General features: G+C 59.2%; 13 protein-coding genes. 5 read left to right on the forward strand and 8 right to left on the reverse strand.

Features of this window, described 5'->3' with window-relative positions; all coding sequences use genetic code 11:
• The first annotated feature begins 31 nt into the window (after nucleotides 1-31).
• Entirely contained in the window at nucleotides 32-1,063 is a 1,032-nt protein-coding gene (locus V476_RS06065) for a calcium/sodium antiporter (protein ID WP_024959670.1), read from the forward strand.
• Nucleotides 1,064-1,096: 33 nt separating this feature from the next.
• Nucleotides 1,097-1,480, forward strand: coding sequence for a carboxymuconolactone decarboxylase family protein (locus V476_RS06070; RefSeq protein ID WP_003340604.1), 384 nt, complete (start codon nucleotides 1,097-1,099; stop codon nucleotides 1,478-1,480).
• On the opposite strand, the gene V476_RS06075 is transcribed toward V476_RS06070, so the two are convergent.
• Together V476_RS06075 and V476_RS06080 are read right to left on the reverse strand one after the other, a co-directional pair.
• On the reverse strand, nucleotides 1,477-2,418 hold the full coding sequence (locus tag V476_RS06075) for an AEC family transporter (RefSeq protein ID WP_016568918.1): 942 nt from the start codon (nucleotides 2,416-2,418) through the stop codon (nucleotides 1,477-1,479). The genes V476_RS06070 and V476_RS06075 overlap by 4 nt on opposite strands.
• 107 nt (nucleotides 2,419-2,525) lie before the next feature.
• Nucleotides 2,526-4,109 carry an alkaline phosphatase D family protein gene (locus V476_RS06080; protein WP_024959669.1) on the reverse strand — a complete coding sequence of 528 codons (1,584 nt, stop codon included), beginning with the start codon at nucleotides 4,107-4,109 and terminating at the stop codon, nucleotides 2,526-2,528.
• Between the two features lie 157 nt (nucleotides 4,110-4,266).
• On the opposite strand from V476_RS06080, the gene V476_RS06085 reads away from it, so the two are divergent.
• From V476_RS06085 to V476_RS06095, 3 genes are all read left to right on the forward strand, one after another.
• Nucleotides 4,267-5,283: a class I SAM-dependent rRNA methyltransferase gene (locus V476_RS06085; RefSeq protein ID WP_024959668.1), complete on the forward strand. Its 1,017-nt coding sequence runs from the start codon at nucleotides 4,267-4,269 to the stop codon at nucleotides 5,281-5,283.
• A 123-nt stretch (nucleotides 5,284-5,406) separates the two neighbouring features.
• The gene (locus tag V476_RS06090) at nucleotides 5,407-8,391 is read left to right on the forward strand and encodes a DUF748 domain-containing protein (protein WP_024959667.1); all 2,985 of its coding nucleotides are present in this window, start codon (nucleotides 5,407-5,409) and stop codon (nucleotides 8,389-8,391) included.
• Nucleotides 8,388-8,726 (forward strand): DUF2845 domain-containing protein, encoded by a 339-nt coding sequence (locus V476_RS06095; RefSeq protein ID WP_003340594.1) that lies wholly within the window; start codon nucleotides 8,388-8,390, stop codon nucleotides 8,724-8,726. The genes V476_RS06090 and V476_RS06095 overlap by 4 nt, the downstream gene beginning before the upstream one ends.
• Nucleotides 8,727-8,876: 150 nt before the next feature.
• Here the strand turns inward: V476_RS06095 and V476_RS06100 are convergent, their stop codons facing one another.
• The 6 genes from V476_RS06100 to infB all read right to left on the reverse strand — a co-directional run bounded on the left by V476_RS06100 (nucleotide 8,877) and on the right by infB (nucleotide 16,251).
• On the reverse strand, nucleotides 8,877-9,230 hold the full coding sequence (locus V476_RS06100) for a BON domain-containing protein (RefSeq protein ID WP_003400195.1): 354 nt from the start codon (nucleotides 9,228-9,230) through the stop codon (nucleotides 8,877-8,879).
• A 288-nt stretch (nucleotides 9,231-9,518) separates the two neighbouring features.
• Entirely contained in the window at nucleotides 9,519-11,624 is a 2,106-nt protein-coding gene (gene pnp, locus V476_RS06105; RefSeq protein WP_003340592.1) for a polyribonucleotide nucleotidyltransferase, read from the reverse strand.
• 175 nt (nucleotides 11,625-11,799) lie between these two features.
• A complete protein-coding gene (gene rpsO, locus V476_RS06110; protein ID WP_002555121.1) occupies nucleotides 11,800-12,069 on the reverse strand; it encodes a 30S ribosomal protein S15 in 270 nt (89 codons plus the stop codon).
• A gap of 159 nt (nucleotides 12,070-12,228) precedes the next feature.
• On the reverse strand, nucleotides 12,229-13,146 hold the full coding sequence (truB, locus tag V476_RS06115; protein ID WP_003400189.1) for a tRNA pseudouridine(55) synthase TruB: 918 nt from the start codon (nucleotides 13,144-13,146) through the stop codon (nucleotides 12,229-12,231).
• A gap of 3 nt (nucleotides 13,147-13,149) precedes the next feature.
• Nucleotides 13,150-13,566 carry a 30S ribosome-binding factor RbfA gene (gene rbfA / locus V476_RS06120; RefSeq protein ID WP_003424544.1) on the reverse strand — a complete coding sequence of 139 codons (417 nt, stop codon included), beginning with the start codon at nucleotides 13,564-13,566 and terminating at the stop codon, nucleotides 13,150-13,152.
• A 159-nt stretch (nucleotides 13,567-13,725) separates the two neighbouring features.
• Nucleotides 13,726-16,251 (reverse strand): translation initiation factor IF-2, encoded by a 2,526-nt coding sequence (infB, locus tag V476_RS06125; RefSeq protein WP_003424545.1) that lies wholly within the window; start codon nucleotides 16,249-16,251, stop codon nucleotides 13,726-13,728.
• Nucleotides 16,252-16,256: the final 5 nt, after the last annotated feature.

Below are 16,256 nucleotides of genomic sequence, written 5' to 3' on the forward strand. Positions count from 1 at the left end.
ATCGGCCTTGCCCGCCCCCGCGCTCATCCAGATGCTCAGTGGCTTGTTATTGCTGCTGATCGGGGCAGAACTGTCAGTGCGCGCAGCGGTGCATCTGGCGGCGATTTTCAAGGTCCGGCCACTGATCGTCGGCCTGACCGTCGTGGCAATGGGCACCAGCGCGCCGCAGATGGCAGTAAGCCTGCAAGCCGCGTTTGCCGATAACACCGACATCGCTGTGGGCAGTGTCATCGGCGGTAACATTTTCAATGTGTTGGTGATCCTTGGCCTATGCGCGCTGATCATTCCGTTACGCGTTGCCCGTCAGGTTTTGCACGTCGACATTCCGCTGATGATTGGCGCCTGCCTGCTGGCTATCGGCCTGTCCTGGAGCGGCGAATTCAGCAAACTGGACGGCGCAGTGCTGCTTGCCGGGTTGCTGTTCTGCCTGATCGTCATCATCCGTCAGGGCGGTCATGCGCCGCGTCACGGACATGCCGAGACAACCGAAAAACCTCGTACCGTCACGCGCATCCTCATGCTTGCCAGTGGCTTGCTGCTGTTGACCGCTGGCGGACACCTGCTGGTCGACGCGTCAGTGGTGATTGCCATACACCTGGGGCTTTCCGAACGCATCGTCGGTCTGACCATCATTGCCATTGGCACATCATTGCCGGCACTGATGACGTCGCTGATCGCAGCGTTTCGTGGTGAGCGTGATATTGCCGTGGGCAACGTGATCGGCAGCAACCTGTTCAATCTGCTGGGCGTTCTGGGGCTGACCGCACTGGTCGCCCCGGTGCCGCTGACGATCTCGCCAAATGCACTGGTGTTCGACCTGCCGATCATGCTCGGCGTGTCGTTGCTGTGCGTGCCGCTGTTCTACTCCGGATACCGGATAGACCGTCTGGAAGGCCTGTTTCTGCTGTCGTTGTACCTGACCTACGGGCTGCATATCCTGTCGATCAGCACCGGTATGGCGCTGGCCGAACGGCTTGAAAGCAAAATGCTCACGCTGGTGTTACCTGTGCTGGGCGCTGTGGTTGTCTGGGGCACAATTCGCGCCTGGCGACGCCAGCACTGACCTCCAACCCGCATTGATACAAGGAGCAAGGCCATGACGGACAAGACGATCAGCGAAGGCGAACAGATCCGTCGCCAGGTGATGGGCGATGTCTACGTCGACCGCGCGCTGGGCAATGCCACCGAGTTCAGCCAGCCGCTGCAGGATTTCGTCAACGAGCACGCCTGGGGCAGCGTCTGGAGTCGCGAGGGCCTGCCATTGAAAACCCGCAGCCTGATCACCCTGGCCACCCTCACCGCCCTGAAATGCCCGCAAGAACTGAAAGGCCACGTTCGTGGCGCACTGAACAATGGCTGCACGGTCGAGGAGATTCGCGAAGCGCTGCTGCACTGCGCGGTGTACGCCGGCGTGCCAGCGGCCATCGACGCGTTTCGTGCGGCGCAGGAAGTGATCGACAGTTACGTCAAAGCGGATTAAATCCAGCCGCCCCATTGCAGGATGAAAATCCCCACGTTGGTCGTGACTGCTGCCGCCAGCGTGGTGATGACGATGATCGCAGCGGCCAGTTCGTAATTGCCGTTGGCCGTGCGCGCCATGATGTAGCTGGCTGCCGCTGTCGGGCTGCCGAAATACAGGAACAGAATCCCCAATTCAGCGCCGCGAAAACCCGCCAGCCAGGCGGCCAGCGTGCACAGCACTGGCAGCGTGATCATCTTCATGACGCTGGCACTGATAGCCAGCTTTCCACTCTTGCGCAACGAAGCCAGCGACAACGTGCCGCCGATGCAGATCAGTGCCAGCGGCAGGGTCATCTGGGCCAGGTAGCTGCCAGAGGTTTCCAGCCATTTGGGCAGGCCGATGGCGAAGTAAGCGAAGGGTGAGGCGATGATCACGCTGATGATCAGTGGGTTGGCCAGCACGCTTTTGAAGATGCTCCAGGGATCGGACTTGATCACCGGGCTGTAAACCGCCAATACCACCGTCGATAACGTGTTGTAGAAGACGATGACCAACGCGGCGAGAATGGCGCCCAGTGAAATGCCAGGAGGCCCGTACATGCTGGCCGCCAGGGCCAGACCGATAACCCCGTTATTGCCACGAAACGCGCCCTGGACGTAGATCCCGCGCTCTTCGTGCGGGCAGCGCCAGATCGCCCAGCACCAGGCGAATGCAAAACTCAGAAGCGTGGCGATGCTGAAAAAAATCAGCAGTTTGGGCTGCAGGGCGGTGCGCAGGTCGGCGTGAATAATGCCCAGAAACAGCAGCGCAGGCATGGTGACATTGAACACCAGCCCGGAAGCCGCAACGATGAAACCATCATTGATCGCGCCGATTCGCCTGAGGAACACGCCCAGAAACAGCATGGCAAACACCGGGGCGGTGATGTTCAGGGTTTCGAGAAAAATAGCCAGCATGCAACGCGTCCGGTCCCGTCGTTAGGTAGCTCATGATAGGCCACCGACGGCGAGCATGTTGCACGGAATTTCCGAAACCCTGATCACCCCGCCGCGACGGCTATTTATCAGACGATGCGACTGACTTCCTTCACAGGCTGGAGCTTGCGCTCGAAAACCGAGACCCCGTCCAGATCGCGCAGTGCCACGGTCATCTCACCGGTCTGCCCGTCGATATTCACTTCGCCAAAGAACTGAAAACCCGCAAACGGCGAGGTGTTCTGCGCAGGGGGCGCCTTCTGGAACACCAGCTCGGGACCAAAGGTCTTGTCCAGCACGTTGGGACCATAGCTACCGGCATTCAATGGCCCGGCGACGAACTCCCAGAACGGGTCGAAGTCCTGAAATACGGCCAGATCCGGCTGGTAATGATGCGCGGCGCAGTAATGCACGTCGGCCGTCAGCCAGACACAATCGCGAACCTTCTGCGCGCGCAGGTACGCCAGCAATTCGGCGACCTCCAGCTCACGCCCCAACGCCGGGCCGTCATTGCCGTTGGCGATGGCCTCCCAACGCTGTACGCCGGGGCTGACCTCGCCATCCGGCACGCCCAGCCCAATGGGCATGTCCGCCGCGATCACTTTCCACTGCGCACGCGATGCAGTGAGCTCGCGCTTGAGCCAGTCCAGTTGCTCACGGCCCATGAATGCGGTGGTCGGACTCGGTTTGTCGGCCAGGTTGGCATCGTTGCCGGCGCGGTAACTGCGCATATCGAGGACGAACACGTCGAGCATCGGACCGTAGGGGATCTTGCGATAAATGCGCCCGCCGTTGTCGGCTTCCTGCAAGCGCAGCGGCGCGTACTCCAGATAAGCCTGGCGGGCACGCGAGGACAGCAGGCCGATGTCCTTGACCTTGTAGCGATCATCGAGCTGTTTGCTGGGCGACCAGTTGTTGGTCACTTCGTGATCATCCCACTGCCAGATCTGCGGCACTTCGGCGTTGAAGCGGCGCAGGTTTTCATCCATCAGGTTGTAACGGTAGTTGCCCCGGTATTCGTCGAGGGTCTCCGCTACCTTGCTCTTCGCCTCGGTGGTGATGTTGCGCCAGACACGCCCGCCCTCCGTGGTGAGCTGCTCCGGCACCGGGCTGTCGGCGTAGATGGTGTCACCGCTGTGGATAAAAAAGTCCGGCAAGCGCAAACGCATGGCTTCGTAGATACGCATGCCGCCGATATCGGGGTTGATGCCAAAGCCCTGCCCCACCGTGTCGCCGCTCCAGACGAAGCGGATGTCGCGGCGCTGCTGCGGCGTGCTGCGCAGATGGCCGAACCACGGCTCGCTGACGACACCGCTCTGCGCATCCTCGAAAGACACCCGGTAGAAAATCGCCTGATCGACCGGCAGCCCGCTCAACTCGACCCGCGCGGTGAAGTCGCTACGCTGATCGGCCAGCGCCGACACCACGCGGCGTGGCTGGGTGAACATGCTGCGTGTGTCCCACTCGACGACCATGCGCGAAGGCCGGTCGCTACGACTCCAGACGATCGCCTTGTCGCCGAACACATCGCCGGACTGCACGCCATCCATCATCTTCGGACGATCCTGCACCGAGGCGATGACTGCCGGCGCAACACCTGGTAACAGCAGACCGGCACCTACCGTTCCGACGGCCTGGATGACACGGCGACGCTTGAGATCGAACTGGCTCACGGTTATCCCCTCGCTGACAGGCAAAAAAGCACCGTAACAGGGGAATATTGGCGCTGTATGACAACGCAGCAGATCAAGCGCATGGCAGACTTCAAAAACCCCCGACGCCCGGTAACTGGTAAACTCCCGCGCCTTATTCCAGCCCGAGGCGCTCAGCATGTCTTCCTTGAATCAGGCGCTCAGCGTCGCCCTCGATCATCGCCAGGCGTTGCTTGACGAACTGCATGGACAGGGCACGGACTGCTATCGACTGTTTCACGGCAGCCAGGAAGGTGCCAGCGGGCTGACCATCGACCGCTACGGCCCGCAATTGCTGGTGCAGAGTTTTCACACCCGCCTGGATCGCGATGCCCTGCTGGCGCTGCATGAACAAGTCAACACGCGCCTGAGCCTGGACACCCTGCTGGTCTATAACGATCGCTCGCAGGGCAACTCGCGCGTGGATCGCCATGACACCGTGTACAAGGCTGAAGAAGCAGCGCTGGCCGATCATGTCGGCCACGAATGGGGGCTCAATTACCGAGTCCGCGGCCGACATGCAGGCCAGGACCCGCTGTTGTTTCTGGACCTGCGCAACACACGCGGCTGGGTCAAGCAGCACAGCGCCGGCAAAAGCGTGCTGAACCTGTTCGCCTACACCTGCGGCGTCGGTCTGAGTGCTGCGGCCGGTGGCGCGAGTGAAGTGTGCAACCTGGACTTCGCCGAGGGCAATCTGGCGGTGGGTCGCGAGAATGGTGCGCTCAATCCGCAACTGCCACCCATGCAATTCATCCAGTCGGATTATTTTCCGGCAATCCGCCAGTTGGCCGGCCTGCCCATTGCTGCACGCCGCAGCCAGCAATTGCCCAGCTACGTGAAACTGCAACAGCGCCAATATGATTTGGTCCTGCTCGACCCACCGGCCTGGGCCAAGAGCGCATTCGGCACCGTTGATTTGCTGCGCGACTATCAAAGCCTGCTCAAACCTGCGCTGTTGACCACGGCGGACGATGGTGTGCTGATCTGCTGCAACAATCTGGCGAAAGTCAGCATGCAGGACTGGCGTGAGCAGGTACTGCGCTGCGCCACCAAGGCTGGGCGTCCGGTACGCGACTGCCAGGAGATGCGCCCCGCCGCAGACTTCCCGTCTCAGGATAATCAACCGCCGCTGAAAACGCTGATTCTGCAACTCTGATCCGGCGCTTGATATCGTAAAGTACAACCGGAAAGTTCCTACAAGCCGCGATGGCAGTGCCTTCGGAACCGAACAGGCATGCCATACTCCAAGGGCTTCCAAAAGAGAGAGACGCCGCTGCCCATGTCCAGAGGATTGAAACGCACACTTGGCTCCCTGCTGGCTGTGATCGCGCTCTACAGTTTGCTGGGATTTTTCATTCTTCCCGGCGTCGCTCTGCGGATCGCGAACCAGCAACTGGCCAATTACGCCACGGTGCCAGCAAAGCTCGAACGCCTGGAATTCAACCCCTTCACCCTGGAGCTGACACTTTGGGGTCTGAATATCGGCACGCCGGGGAAGGAGCAGGTCGCGTTTGAAAAGCTTTATGCCAATCTGCAAATCAACAGTCTGTGGACGCGGGCTCTGCATCTGCAACGCGTCGAGCTGATCAAACCGCGCACCGAGCTGCTGTTCGACAAACAGGGCAAGCTCAATCTGGCACAACTGTTCAAGCTGCCCGCCAGCGAACCGGCAAAGGACGAACCCGCCACTAAGCCATTCCCACTGCGTATCGACGAAATCAAACTGGCGGGAGGCTACGTTCACTTCCAGGACCTGCGCCCCAGCCAACCCATCGAGTTTCTCTACGACGCGCTGGATTTCGAGCTCAAGAACCTCAGCACTCTGCCTGAAGACAACGCCGATATGACCCTGGTCGCAGCGGGGCCGGACGGTGGGCAGATCGACTGGGTCGGCCGTATCAGCCTGATCCCGATCGCCTCCGAGGGCACGCTGAAAGTCACTGACAGCAAGATGAAGCTGTGGTGGCCTTATGTGCGTGATGCCTTGCCGCTGGCGCTCGAGGACGGCGTGCTGAATTTCAGCACGGCCTACACACTGAATCTGTCCAAGGAAACCGAGCTGAAGCTGACCAACGTGTCGGCCAGTGTCGCGCCATTCGCGCTCAACGCTCCCGACGGTCGCCCACTGGTACGCCTGCAACGCCTGGACGTCAGCGAAACATCGGTCGACCTGGCAAAGCAGCTGGTTACCGTAGGCAAGGTGCGCAGCCAGAAGCTGGAAACCTGGGCCGCGCGTGAAGCCGACGGGCAACTGGACTGGCAAAAACTGTTTGCCAGCCAAGCGGGCAAGCCCGCAGCAGCGCACACCCCGGCTGTGGACGAAAAAGCCGCCGAGCCAGCCCCGGCCACCGAGACCACCGCCAAAGCCAGCGCTCAACCTGTGGCGCAGAGCAAACCCTGGCAGGTCCTGTTGCGGGATGTGCAGTTGCGCAACTACATGGTTCATCTGGCAGATCGCGTGCCTCAAGAGCCGGTCGCGCTGGACGTTGGCCCGCTGAATCTGGACATCCAGAATTTCGACAGCCTGAACAAGGCGCCCTTCACGCTCAAGCTGGATACCGGGCTGGGTAAACAGGGCAATCTCACTGCCGCCGGTGACGTGAACCTCAACCCGGTCAGCGCACGACTCAACGTAACCACCCGCGACATCGACCTGCGCCTCGCCCAGGCCTACATCAGCCCGTTCATTCGTCTGGAGCTGCGCAGCGGCATGCTCGGCAGCGATCTGGCGGTCGACCTGAAAAGCACCGAGCCACTGGCGTTCAACGTCACCGGTAAAGCGCAGGTCAATCAGTTGCACACGCTGGATACGCTCAAACAGCGCGACTTCCTGAAGTGGCAGCAACTGGCGCTGGAGGGCCTGGACTACCAGCACGGCAAGGGCCTGTCGATTGCCAAAGTGAACATGGATCAGCCTTACGCGCGCTTCATGATCAATGAGGACCGCACCACCAACATCGACGATCTGTTGATCCCGCAGCCAGCCGACGCAGCTATCGGCAAGACAGCCGCCCAGCCAAAGGCAGCCAAAACCCAAGCCGCAGGCAAGAAGGAAAACCCGCTGGCGATCTACGTGGGTGAAGTGAATATCAACAATGGCTCGGCAAACTTTGCCGACATGACCCTGACCCCCAACTTCGCCACCGCCGTGCAGCAGCTTAACGGTCGTATCGGCACCATCGACAACCGCAAGCCTACACCGGCACCGGTGGACATCGAGGGCAAGGTCGACCGCTATGCGCCGGTGACCATCAAGGGCAGCCTCAACCCGTTCGACCCGATGGCCAGCCTGGATATCACCACCAGCTTCAAGCGCGTCGAGCTGACCAACCTGACCCCTTACTCCGGCAAATTCGCAGGCTTCCGGATCCGCAAGGGTCGGCTCAATCTCGACCTGCATTACCTGATCACCAAGGGCCAGCTCAAGGCCCAGAACAAGGTGCTGGTGGAGCAACTGCAACTGGGTGAGCGGGTCGACAGCCCGGATGCGCTGGACCTGCCTATTCGTCTGGCGGTCGCACTGCTCAAGGATACCAAGGGGCGCATTTCCCTCGAGCTGCCCATCGAAGGCGACCTGAACAACCCGCAGTTCAGCGTCATGCCGATTGTCTGGCAGACCCTGCGCAACCTGGTACTGCGTGCCGCGCAGGCCCCGTTCAAGATGCTCGGCGGGCTGGTTGCCGGTGGAAGCTCCGAGGACCTCGGCAGCGTAAGTTTCGTGCCAGGCTCCAGTGACTTGTCAGCAGAGGCGCAAAAGGCCCTGGACAAGCTCTCGGTAGCGCTCAAGGAGCGTCCGGACCTGAAGCTGGAGATCGAAGGCACCAGCGCCGCCAGCAGTGACGGTCCATTGATCGCCCAGCAAAGGCTGGAACGCGAATACCAGTACACGTATTACAAGATCCTCCAGCGACGCGGCGACAAGGTTCCAGCCAAGGCCGGCTTGATAGAGGTCCCGGAAGAGGAAAAGGCGCCTATGCTCGAAGGTATCTACAGGACACGCCTGAAACAGCAACCGCCCGCTGAATGGACCAGTCTGGGCAAGGAACAACGTGCTGCCCAGATGCGTGCCGCCGTACTCAAGTTCTGGAGCAGCAACGAGGTGCTGCTGCGCGAACTGGGCCAGAGCAGAGCCAGCAGCATCAAGGATTACCTGGTGGACAAGGGCAAGCTCGAAGACGCTCGCGTGTACTTCGTCGACGCGCAACTGGGCCAGGCCCAACCGGATGGTAAAGTCATCAGCCCCCTCCACCTCGACAGCGAATGAAGCCTTTGGCACACACCCGAATCAAACGACTGATCAACCTGACCCTCGCCGCCATGGCCGGGTCAGTTGTCGCATCAGCGTATGCCAGTTCGACCCTGCGTTGCGGCAGCCAACTGGTGAGCACCGGTGACCGGGCGTTCGAAGTCCAGCAGAAGTGCGGCGAACCGGTCAGCCAGGAAGTGCTCGGCACTCAGGAAACCTTCAATAGCAATTATCGAAGGTCCGAAGCCGTGAGAATCGAGGAGTGGATATACGGTCCTGATAACGGCATGTATCAGTACCTGCGCTTCGAAGGCGGGCGCCTGGTGGGCATCGAGAGCAAACGCCGCAACTGATCCCCTGCTTCCCTGCCCTTCATCTTTTTTTCGTCACCCCATAGAAAAGGCCCCGACTCTTCAGTAGGGGCCTTTAATGGCTACATCCTTGTAGCCTCGCATGAACCTTCCATCAATCAATGACTGCGGCTGTTCATGAGCAGTATTCGATTACTCGGCTTTCAGGCCAGCAGCCGATACGTCTTTAACGCCTTTGATTTTCTTGGCGATAGCGACGGCAGTAGTTTTCTGAGCTTCAGTCACTTTTACCATGGAGGACAGGGAAACCACGCCTTTGTTGGTCTCAACCTTGATGTCGGTGCCAGGGATGCCTTTCTCGGTTACCAGATCAGCTTTGACTTTGCCGGTGATCCAAGAATCCGACACGTCTTCTTTGACTTCTTGAGTAGTGGTGTTAGCTGCCAGAACCATTGGCGCTTGGGCCGAGGTCTGTGCGAAAGCAGCATTGGCCATGGTCAGAGTCAGGGCAGTAGCGGTAGCAGCGGCAATAGCAAACTTCTTCATACGATAACTCCTGTTTTTCTCAAAATCTGCACCAGCATGTGGTGGCAGGGTTAACAGGTGTATCGCAAGCGGTGTGCCAAAAATGAGACAGTCAAAATAACCTTTATAATCAATAGCTTATGCTTTTCTCTATTTTGCTGAGTCGTGCAGATTGCCCGTTCGCTCAAACCCGGGGTTGCAAGATGCATGTTTGCACCGAGCAGTTTGCATGCTCCATTGGTAAGCCTCTAATTGCGCTCATAAAAAAAGGACTCCGAAGAGTCCTTTTTTACATGCCGCTCAGATCGATCAGACGCCCGACGCTTTCGCTGCGGCTACGTCTTTGATCGACAGCTTGATACGGCCGCGGTTATCCACGTCCAGTACCAGTACTTCGACTTCCTGACCTTCCTTGAGGATGTCGGTCACTTTCTCTACGCGAGCATCGCTCAGCATGGAGATGTGAACCAGACCGTCCTTGCCCGGCAGGATGTTGACGAATGCGCCGAAATCGACGATGCGCTCAACCTTGCCGACGTAGATCTTGCCGATTTCCGCTTCTGCGGTGATGCCCAGAACGCGCTGACGTGCTGCCTCAGCCGCTTCCTTGGACTCGCCGAAGATCTTGATCGAGCCGTCGTCTTCGATGTCGATCGAAGCCTTGGTCTCTTCGCAGATGGCACGGATGGTTGCGCCACCCTTGCCGATCACGTCACGGATCTTGTCGGTGTCGATCTTCATCGCGATCATGGTCGGAGCGTTGGCCGACAGTTCGTTACGCGACTGACCGATGATCTGGTTCATCTGGCCGAGGATGTTCAGGCGAGCTTCCAGGGCCTGGCCCAGGGCGATCTCCATGATTTCTTCGGTGATGCCTTTGATCTTGATGTCCATCTGCAGCGCGGTAACACCTTTGGAGGTACCGGCTACCTTGAAGTCCATGTCACCCAGGTGGTCTTCGTCACCCAGGATGTCGGTCAGAATCGCGAACTTCTCGCCTTCCTTGACCAGACCCATGGCGATACCGGCAACCGGCGCCTTCATCGGCACACCAGCGTCCATCAGAGCCAGGGAAGCACCGCAGACCGAAGCCATGGAGCTGGAGCCGTTGGACTCGGTGATTTCCGATACGACACGGATGGTGTACGGGAACACGTCAGCGCCTGGCAGCATGGCCTGGACACTGCGACGGGCCAGACGGCCGTGACCGATTTCACGACGACCTGCGCCGCCCATGCGACCACACTCGCCCACCGAGAACGGAGGGAAGTTGTAGTGCAGCATGAAGGGGTCTTTTTTCTCGCCTTCGAGGGTATCGAGCAGCTGTGCGTCACGTGCAGTACCCAGCGTGGCAACGACCAGCGCCTGAGTTTCGCCACGGGTGAACAGTGCCGAACCGTGAGTCTTTGGCAGAACGCCGACTTCGATGTTCAGAGGACGAACGGTGCGGGTGTCACGGCCATCGATACGCGGCTTGCCGTTAACGATGTTTTCGCGAACGGTGCGGTATTCGATTTCGCCGAAAGCGGCTTTGACTTCGCTGGCAGACGGGCTGCCTTCTTCCACGGCCAGTTTGGCAACGATCTGATCTTTCAGCTCGCCCAGACGCGCATAACGGTCGGCTTTGACGGTGATGGTGTAAGCCTGGGAGATCGCTTCGCCGAACTCGGAGCGGATAGCGCTCAGCAGTTCAGTCGCTTCAGGCTTAGGCTGCCAGGCCCAGGTAGGCTTGGCGGCCTCGGCAGCCAGTTCCTTGATGGCGTTAATCACGACCTGGAACTCGTCATGCGCGAACAGCACAGCGCCCAGCATCTGGTCTTCGGTGAGCTCTTTGGCTTCCGACTCAACCATCAGAACCGCTTCGGAAGTACCGGCAACGACCATGTCCAGGCTCGAAGCCTGCAGCTGCTCGTAAGTCGGGTTCAACAGGTAACCGGTGCTTTCGTGGAAAGCAACGCGGGCAGCACCGACCGGACCGTCAAACGGGATACCGGAGATGGCCAGGGCAGCCGAAGTACCGATCATCGCAGCGATGTCCGGATCGATTTTCTTGCTGGTGGAGACGACGGTGCAGACAACCTGCACTTCGTTCATGAAGCCTTCTGGAAACAACGGGCGGATCGGACGGTCGATCAGGCGCGAAGTCAGGGTTTCTTTCTCGGAAGGACGGCCTTCACGCTTGAAGAAACCACCAGGAATCTTGCCGGCAGCGTAGGTTTTTTCCTGATAGTGCACGGACAGAGGGAAGAAGCCTTTGCCAGCGTCAGCCTGTTTGGCGCCGACCACAGTCACGAGTACGCTGACGTCGTCGTCAACGGTGACCAATACTGCACCAGAGGCTTGACGGGCGATACGGCCTGTCTCGAGGGTTACGGTCGATTGACCGAACTGAAACTTTTTGATTACCGGGTTCACGGTTTCCTACCTTTCTTTGTGGCTCTTGGGGAACTGGTTTCTTGCGAATTCTTGGGCAGCGTGGGGAATCGGCCCCTTCCACAGCCCAGATAAAACTTGAGGCTGGGAGCCTGCCAGAACCACCGGGAAAACCCGACGGATCGTGACAGACAACCAACCTCTAGCAACGTCGTTATTAGCGACGCAGACCCAGACGACCGATCAGGGCGCTGTAACGGCTAACGTCCTTACCTTTCAGGTAATCCAGCAGCTTGCGACGCTGGTTTACCATACGGATCAGACCACGACGCGAGTGGTGGTCCTTACCGTTGGCCTTGAAGTGGCCTTGCAGTTTGTTGATGTTGGCGGTCAGCAGTGCAACTTGCACTTCTGGCGAACCAGTATCACCAACAGCTTGCTGGTAGTCGGTTACGATCTGAGCTTTTTCTTCAACGCTGAGTGCCATGTGGGCAATCCTTTTGTGCAAGGAAGCGTTTCCGGAGAAACGTTTCCAACAGGCCGAGGACAGATCCTCGTATTAAAAAATGAGGTATGACCGTGCCTGTTGACAGCCATCCTCGTTCCACCCCACTCGCCAGCAAGCCGACGGCTGGACTGGTTTCGGTCACTCTGACCGAATCAGGCGACGCGGCGCAATGCGCCCGTCTTCGGCGACTTCACCGATACCGATGAAGCGACCTTCGTGATCCTGCACGCGAACCATACCGAATTTCGGTGCGTCCGGCGCGCGTACTGGCTGACCATGCAACCAGTAAAACGAACTGTGTTCCGAAAACTTCAACAGCGGCCAGTCCAGTAGACCGCTGTCCGATGGCATCAGGAAACGGTCAACCGCTTCATTGCCGCCGTCGGCATGCACCTGCTCGAGCTCTTCCAGCGTCACTGTCTGAGCCAGCGTGAAAGGCCCGGCCTGGGTACGACGCAGCTCTGCGACGTAAGCACCACAACCAAGCTTCTCACCGATATCCTCGACCAGTGTGCGGATATAGGTGCCTTTGCTGCAATCGACGGACAGACGTGCCGTATCGCCTTCGCAAGCAAGTAATTCCAGGCGCGCAATAGTAACAGAACGGGGCTCGCGCTCCACTACTTCCCCTGCACGTGCCAGCTTGTAAAGTGGCTGGCCATCACGCTTGAGGGCCGAGTACATGGGAGGTATCTGGCTGATTTGTCCGCGAAAATGCGGCAGAGCCGCTTCGATATCGTCGCGACCAACGGTCACCGGACGCGTGAGCAAAACCTCGCCTTCAGAGTCGGCAGTGGTAGTGGTCTTGCCCAGTTGCGCCAGGGTCTCGTAGGACTTGTCTGAATCGAGCAGGTACTGAGAGAACTTGGTCGCTTCACCAAAGCACAACGGCAGAACGCCCGTTGCCAGAGGATCAAGGCTGCCGGTGTGCCCGGCTTTCTCGGCATTGAGCAGCCAGCGAACCTTTTGCAGAGCGGCGTTGGAAGTGAAACCCAGTGGCTTGTCGAGCAGGATGATCCCGCTGACATTGCGGCGTATACGCTTGACCTGAGCCACTCTTTATTCCTCGGTACTTTCAGGCTTTGCATCCGGCGATGCAGGGCCTTCCTGATGCTGGCCGTCTTCTGCCACGGCACGCTCGATCAGTGCCGAGAGATGCGCGCCACGCACGACGCTTTCGTCATAGTGGAAATGCAGTTGAGGCACGCTGCGCAGCTTCATCTCACGGGCCAACTGCATACGCAGGAAACCTGCAGCAGCGTTGAGCACCTTGATGGTCTGCGCGATTTCTTCCGCGCTGTCCTGGCCCATGACGGTCATGAAAATCTTCGCATGACCCACGTCACGGCTGACGTCTACGGCGGTGATGGTGACCAGACCCACGCGTGGGTCCTTGATTTCGCGACGGATCAGCTGCGCCAGTTCGCGCTGCATCTGATCGCCGATACGTTGGGTACGGCTGTATTCTTTTGCCATGCTTGTTACCTGTTACTGATCCGGGACCAAACCCTGACAGTCTGAAAGCGGCAAACGCCCGGCCTGACACTTGCCAGACCGGGCGTTGCGTTTAGAGCCCATGAGGAAAGCAGAGCATTTACATGCAAGGCTTCCACCATGACTCCTGAAGCTCGCGATTTAGAGGCTGCGAGCCACTTGGACCTTCTCGAAGACTTCGATCTTGTCACCGACCTTGACGTCGTTGTAGCTCTTGACGCCGATACCGCATTCCATGCCTGCACGTACTTCGGCAGCGTCGTCCTTGAAGCGGCGCAGGGATTCCAGCTCGCCTTCAAAGATAACGATGTCTTCGCGCAGAACACGAATCGGACGGTTACGGTAGACAGTGCCTTCCAGAACCATACACCCTGCGATCGCGCCGAATTTCGGCGAACGGAACACATCGCGGACTTCGGCGATACCCAGGATATTCTCCCGGACGTCGCTGCCAAGCATGCCGGTAAGGGCTTTCTTGACGTCTTCGATGATGTCGTAGATCACGTTGTAGTAACGCATATCCAGACCTTCCTGCTCGACGATCTTGCGCGCGCCAGCGTCGGCACGCACGTTGAAGCCGAACAGTACAGCGTTGGAGGCCAGTGCCAGGTTGGCGTCGCTCTCGGTGATACCACCGACACCGCCACCGACCACGCGCACTTGCACTTCGTCGTTACCCAGGCCGTTCAAGGCGCCGTTCAACGCTTCGAGGGAACCGCGTACGTCAGATTTGAGGACGATGTTGAGCGTCTTCTTCTCTGCCTGACCCATGTTCTCGAAGATGTTTTCCAGCTTGCCAGCGTGAGCACGGGCCAGTTTGACTTCGCGGAACTTGCCTTGACGGAACAGAGCCACTTCACGGGCTTTCTTCTCGTCCGACAGCACGCTCATCTCGTCGCCAGCGTCCGGTGTACCGTCCAGGCCGAGGATCTCGACAGGGATGGAAGGACCTGCTTCTTTGACCGGCTTGCCGTTCTCGTCGAGCATGGCGCGGATGCGGCCGAAGTTCGAACCGACCAGAACCATGTCGCCCTGACGCAGCGTACCGTCCTGAACCAGAACAGTAGCGACCGGACCACGGCCCTTGTCCAGACGGGACTCGACAACAACACCACGGCCAGGGGCCGACGGAGTTGCCTTGAGTTCCAGGACTTCGGCCTGCAGAAGAACAGCTTCCAGCAATTCGTCGACGCCAGTACCCATCTTCGCGGAAACCGAAACGAAAGGCGTATCACCGCCCCACTCTTCGGAGGTCACACCATGGACCGACAGCTCGCTACGGATACGATCGAGGTCAGCACCAGGCTTGTCGATCTTGTTCACCGCAACAACCAGCGGAACGCCAGCCGCAACAGCATGCTGAACAGCTTCGATGGTCTGAGGCATCACGCCGTCGTCAGCTGCAACAACCAGAATCACGATATCCGTTGCCTTGGCACCGCGGGCACGCATGGCGGTAAACGCAGCGTGACCAGGGGTGTCGAGGAACGTGACCATGCCGCGTTCGGTTTCAACGTGGTAGGCACCGATATGCTGGGTGATGCCGCCGGCTTCGCCAGCTGCAACCTTGGCACGACGGATGTAGTCGAGCAGCGAGGTCTTACCGTGGTCGACGTGGCCCATTACGGTCACAACCGGTGCACGGGAGAACGACTCACCTTCGAACTTCAGCGATTCGGCCAGGGAATCTTCCAGGGCGTTGTCGCTGACCAGCGTGACCTTGTGGCCCAGCTCTTCGGCGATCAACTGGGCAGTTTCCTGATCCAGTACCTGGTTGATGGTCACCGGGGTGCCCATCTTGAACATGAACTTGATGACTTCAGCAGCCTTGACCGACATCTGTGCCGACAATTCGCCGACAGTGATGGTCTCGCCAATGGCCACGTCACGGATGACCGGGCCGGTAGGGCTCTGGAAACCATGCGCGTTACGCTTCTTCAGCTTGCCCTTGCCACGACCACCACGACGGAAGCTGTCGCTTTCTTCGTCGGTAGTGCGAGGAGCAACGCGAGGGGCCGGAGCCTTCTCCTTGACCGAAGCGCGATGCGGAGCGTTTTTACGCTCGCCGTCGCCGCCACGGGCGTTGCGGTCGTCAGCACGAGGCTTGTCAGGGCGACGTTGTTCGTCACGCTTGCGAGCATCGGCAGAAGGCGCTGCGCTGGCCGGTGCCGGAGCAGCGGCTGGCGATGCTTCGCGCACAGGCTCGGCGGCGGCAACAGGCTCGGCAGCAGCCGAAGCAGGCTGGCTAGCAGCAGGCTGATTGCGCGCATCTTCTTCAGCGCGACGCTTGGCTTCTTCTTCAGCCTTTTGACGAGCGGCGTTTTCTACCGCACGGCGTTCGTCCATCTCGCGCTTGCGCTCGGCTTCGATCTCTTCCGGGCTACGCTGCACAAAGACTTTCTTCTTGCGCACTTCAACGCTGATGCTCTTGCTGCCAGCAACGCGCAGGGTGCTGGTGGTTTTGCGCTGCAAGGTAATCTTGCGAGGCTCTTCCACCTTGGCCTTGTGACCGCTTTTCAAGTGCGTCAACAAGGCTTGTTTTTCGTTATCGGTCACAACTTGCTCGGCGGCGGTGTGCGGCAGACCTGCCTCACGCATCTGCTGTAACAGGCGCTCTACCGGTGTGTCGACCACTTTGGCCAGTTCTTTCACCGTGACTTGCGTCATGCACT

Origin of the sequence: Pseudomonas syringae KCTC 12500, assembly GCF_000507185.2 — a bacterium.
In the GTDB taxonomy this organism is placed as follows: Bacteria; Pseudomonadota; Gammaproteobacteria; order Pseudomonadales; family Pseudomonadaceae; genus Aquipseudomonas; species Aquipseudomonas syringae.

Coding starts and splice junctions, on each gene's coding strand:
- V476_RS06065 (WP_024959670.1), top strand. CDS start 32: ATGCTCAGTGGCTTGTTATTGCTGCTGATCGGGGCAGAACTGTCAGTG.
- V476_RS06070 (WP_003340604.1), top strand. CDS start 1,097: ATGACGGACAAGACGATCAGCGAAGGCGAACAGATCCGTCGCCAGGTG.
- V476_RS06075 (WP_016568918.1), bottom strand. CDS start 2,418: ATGCTGGCTATTTTTCTCGAAACCCTGAACATCACCGCCCCGGTGTTT.
- V476_RS06085 (WP_024959668.1), top strand. CDS start 4,267: ATGTCTTCCTTGAATCAGGCGCTCAGCGTCGCCCTCGATCATCGCCAG.
- V476_RS06090 (WP_024959667.1), top strand. CDS start 5,407: ATGTCCAGAGGATTGAAACGCACACTTGGCTCCCTGCTGGCTGTGATC.
- V476_RS06095 (WP_003340594.1), top strand. CDS start 8,388: ATGAAGCCTTTGGCACACACCCGAATCAAACGACTGATCAACCTGACC.
- V476_RS06100 (WP_003400195.1), bottom strand. CDS start 9,230: ATGAAGAAGTTTGCTATTGCCGCTGCTACCGCTACTGCCCTGACTCTG.
- rpsO (WP_002555121.1), bottom strand. CDS start 12,069: ATGGCACTCAGCGTTGAAGAAAAAGCTCAGATCGTAACCGACTACCAG.
- rbfA (WP_003424544.1), bottom strand. CDS start 13,566: ATGGCAAAAGAATACAGCCGTACCCAACGTATCGGCGATCAGATGCAG.
- infB (WP_003424545.1), bottom strand. CDS start 16,251: ATGACGCAAGTCACGGTGAAAGAACTGGCCAAAGTGGTCGACACACCG.